Origin of the sequence: Streptomyces rishiriensis (assembly GCF_003112535.1) — a bacterium.
Taxonomy (GTDB): domain Bacteria; phylum Actinomycetota; class Actinomycetes; order Streptomycetales; family Streptomycetaceae; genus Streptomyces; species Streptomyces rishiriensis.
Genome location: NZ_BEWA01000058.1, coordinates 1 through 4,537 on the forward strand (window position 1 = coordinate 1; position 4,537 = coordinate 4,537).

At 73.0% G+C, this 4,537-nt stretch carries 1 protein-coding gene; it reads right to left on the bottom strand.

The window, feature by feature from the left end; all coding sequences use genetic code 11:
- Positions 1-4,537 (bottom strand): type I polyketide synthase (locus tag Sri02f_RS40770; RefSeq protein ID WP_159106902.1); only part of this gene is annotated, 4,537 nt, incomplete at both ends.

A 4,537-nucleotide genomic window follows, 5' to 3' on the forward strand; every position in this document is an offset into this window, starting at 1 on the left:
ACCCCGACGCCACCCACTCACCCGCGACACCCACCGACCGGCACTCGAACACCGACCGCGACCGCCACAACGACCACGCCACATCCACCGCGTCGGCCGCGGTGGACTCCAGGTGCGCGGTCAGCTGCCGGACCTGGGCGGCCAGCGCCGCCTCCGTGCGGGCCGAGGCGAGGAGAGGCACGACCGCCCGGTCGTGCGCCGGGTTCCGCTCGGCGGGCTCGGCATCGGTGTCTGCCGCATCCTGCGGCGGCGCTTCGAGGACGACGTGGGCGTTGGTGCCGCTGATGCCGAACGACGACACCGCCGCCCGCCGCGGCCGGCCGTCGGTCTCCTCCCACGCACGGGCCTGCGCCAGCAGCTCCACCGCACCCGACGACCAGTCGACGATCGGGGAAGGCCGATCGCCTCGCAGCGACTCGGGCAGGGTGGCGTGGCGCATGGCCTGCACCATCTTGATGATGCCGGCCATGCCCGAAGCGGCCTGCGTGTGACCGATGTTGGACTTCACGGACCCGAGCCACAACGGGCGGTCGCCGTCGCGCTCCTGGCCATAGGTCGCCAGCAGCGCCTGCGCCTCGATCGGGTCACCCAGCTTCGTCCCCGTGCCGTGCGCCTCCACCACGTCCACATCCGCAGCCGACAGACCCGCGTCCGCCAGCGCCGCACGGATCACCCGCTGCTGGGACGGACCGTTCGGCGCCGTCAGACCGTTCGACGCGCCGTCCTGGTTGACCGCCGAACCCCGCACCACCGCCAGCACCTGGTGGCCCAGCGCCCGCGCGTCCGACAACCGCTCCAGCAGCAGCACGCCGACACCCTCGGACAGGGCGAATCCGTCCGCGTCGGCGGCGAAGGGCTTGCAGCGGCCGTCGGGCGCCAGGGCACGCTGGCGGCTGAAGGCGACGAAGGCCCCGGGTCCCGACATCACGGTGGCCGCGCCGGCCACCGCCAGACGGCACTCACCGGCGCGCAACGCGCGCACCGCCAGGTGCAGGGCGACCAGCGAGGAGGAGCAGGCCGTGTCGACGGTGACCGCCGGGCCCTCCAGCCCCAGGGCGTAGGCGATGCGTCCGGACGCCACACTGGCCGCCGCTCCGGTCGCGAGGTATCCCTCGTTGTCCCCGGAGGCAGCGCGCAGCTGGGCGGCGTATTCCTGGTCGGTCAGGCCGACGTACACGCCGGTCGAACTGCCCCGCAGCGTCTTGGGGTCGATGCCCGCGCGCTCCAGGGTCTCCCAGGTGGTCTCCAGCAGCAGCCGCTGCTGGGGGTCCATCGCGGTCGCCTCACGCGGCGAGATCCCGAAGAAGGCCGCGTCGAACCCGGCCGCGTCGTCGAGGAATCCGCTCTCCCGGACGTAGCTGGCGCCGAGGCGGTCGGGGTCCGGGTCGTAGAGGGCGTCGAGGTCCCAGCCGCGGTCGGTGGGCAGCGGGGAGATGGCGTCCACGCCGTCGGCCACGAGACGCCACAGGTCCTCGGGGGCGCGGACGCCGCCCGGGAAGCGGCAGCCCATCGACACGATGGCGATCGGCTCGTCGGCGGCCGTCGGAGCGGCCGCGCCCACGGTGTCCGTGGCGGGTCGCGCGTCCGCGCGCCTGCCGCCGAAGGCCAGGTCGTCGACGCAGGCGGCGAGCGCGGAGATGCTGGGGTGGTCGAAGACGACGGTGGTGGGCAGCTTCAGGCCGGTGGCCCGGTGCAGACGGTCACGCAGCGCCACAGCGGTGAGGGAGTCGAAGCCGAGCTCCTTGAAGGCCGTCTCGACGCTGACCGCTTCCGCGTCCGCGTGCCCCAGCGTCGCGGCCACGTGGGTGCCGATCAGGGCGCGCAGCGCGGCGGTCCGCCGCTCGGGATCGAGATCGGCCATCTCGCGCAGCGCGGCGGAGACGCCGTCGCCCGGGGCGGTCCCGGCCGCCGTTCCCGTCGTCTCGGCACCGGAAGGAGCGAGTTCCGAGAGGAGGGCACTGGCGCGTACGGAGGTGAAGACCTCCGCGAACCGTCGCCAGTCGACGTCGGCGACCGCGACGACCGTGTCCTCGTGGTCGAGGGCCTGCTGAAGGCCGGTGATCGCGGTGGCCGGCTCGATGACGGGGACGCCGCGACGGCGCAGGTCGTTCTGGACGGACTCGGCGATCATGCCGCCGCCCGCCCAGGGTCCCCAGGCCACGCTGAGCACGGGCGCGCCGTCGGCGCGCCGGCGTTCGGCACGGGCGTCGAGGATCGCGTTCGCGGCGCCGTAGGCGGCGTGGTCGGCGACGCCCCAGGTGCCGGAGATGGAGGAGAAGTAGACGACGGCGTCGAGTTCGGCCGTGTCCAGCACCTCGTCGAGGTGGGCGGCGCCGAGCACCTTGCCGGAGAGCGTCGCGGCGAGGTCGTCGACGTCGGTCTCCGTGATCGGGCCGAGGACGCTGACGCCGGCCGCGTGGACGACCGCCCGCACCGGGTTGCCGCTCTCGGCAAGGCCGTCGACCAGGTCGGCGAGCGCCCGGCGGTCGGCGGTGTCACAGGCGGCGACGGTGATCCGGGTGCCGTGGTGCGCGAGTTCGTCCCGCAGACCGGCGATGTGGGAGCCCTCGCCACGACGGCCGGTCAGGACGAGGTGTTCGGCTCCACGGGTGGCCAGCCAGCGGGCGACATGGGCGCCGAGCGCGCCGGTTCCCCCGGTGACGAGGACGGTGCCGCGCGGGCGCCAGTCACGCGGCGCCGGCTTGCCGCGGGTAGCGGCGTGGACGAGCCGGCGGCCGTACGTCCTGCCGTCCCGGAGGGCCACCTGGTCCTCCGCCGTGCCTGCCGTGACGGCGTCCAGCAGCAGCCCCGTGATGCCGTTCGCCCCGGCCTGCGGCAGGTCGACCAGTCCGCCCCAGCGCTTGGGGTGTTCCAGGGCGGCGCTCCGGCCGACGCCCCAGACACCGGCCTGCTCGGGCGCCGCCGGCCCGTCGTCGTCGCCGACGGCCACGGCGCCTCGGGTCACACACCACAGCGGTGCGTCGACGCCCACGTCGCCGAGGGCCTGCAGGAGTGTGAGGGTGCCGGCGAGCCCGAGGGGCACGGCCGGCTGCCGGGGGTGCGGCCGCGCGTCGAGCGCCAGCAGCGACAGCACCCCGGCGAACACGTCGGCGGTGGTCAACAGTGCCCCGAGCGACGCGCGGTCCAGCCGGGCGGCGTCGACGGCGACGACGACAGCACGGGCCCCGCGCGCTTCCAGTTCCGCCCGCACGTCGGTGACCAGGGTGTCGCCTTCCATCGACTCGGGGGCGACGATCAGCCAGGTTTCTCCGGCGGCGGAGGTGGGGGCGGTCGCGGTCAGCGGCCGCCACTCCACCCGGTGCCGCCAACCGTCGACCGCTCCCCGCTCGCGGTGCGCGGTGCGCCAGGCGGCGAGAGCCGGCACGACGCTCTCCAGCCCCTCCGCGACGCCGAGAGTGCCCGCCAATCCCTCGAGGTCACCCTCCTCGACGGTCCGCCAGAACTGCTCCTCCACCGGATCCGCACCCATCACCGGCTTCGGAGTCTCCAGCCAGTAGCGGCTGCGCTGGAACGCATACGTCGGCAACTCCACCCGACGCGGCGACAACCCCTCGAACACCGGCGACCAGTCGACCGCCACACCCCGCGCCCACGCCTCACCCAACGACAGATAGAACCGCTCCAGACCACCCTCACCCCGACGCAGCGAACCCACCACCACCGCATCCCCACCCACAGCCTCAACCGTCTCCGCGATCGGAACCGTCAACACCGGATGCGGACTCATCTCCACGAACGCACCATGCCCCTCCCCCACCAAACGCCGCACCACCGGCTCCAACAACACCGTCCGCCGCAGATTCCGGAACCAATAACCCCCATCCGTCACCGCACCCTCCACCCACTCACCCGTCACCGTCGACAAGAACGGCACCGACGGCACCAACGCCGTCACCGAACCCAACGCCGCCGCCAACTCCCCCTCGATCTCCTCCACATGAACCGAATGCGACGCATAATCCACATCGATCCGACGCACCCGCACCCCCACACCCTCAGCGAACTCCACCAACTCATCCAACGCACCCACATCACCCGACACCACCGTCGACGACGGACCGTTCACCGCCGCCACCGACACCCGACCACCCCAACGCCCCACCAACTCCGACACACCACCAGGCCCCTCAGCAGCCAAACCCACCGACACCATCCCCCCACGACCCGCCAACGCCACGATCGCCCGCGACCGCAACACCACCACCCGCGCACCATCCACCACACTCAACGCACCCGCCACCACCGCAGCCGCAATCTCCCCCTGCGAATGACCCACCACCGCAGCCGGCCGCACACCGAACGACTCCCACAACGCAGCCAACGACACCATCACCGCCCACAACACCGGCTGCACCACATCCACCCGATCCAACCCCGGCGCACCCCCCACCCCCCGCACCACATCCACCAACGACCAATCCACCAACCCCTCCAACGCCACACCACACTCAACAAACCGCGCCGCGAACACCTCCGACACATCCAACAACTCCACCGCCATCCCCACCCACTGCGC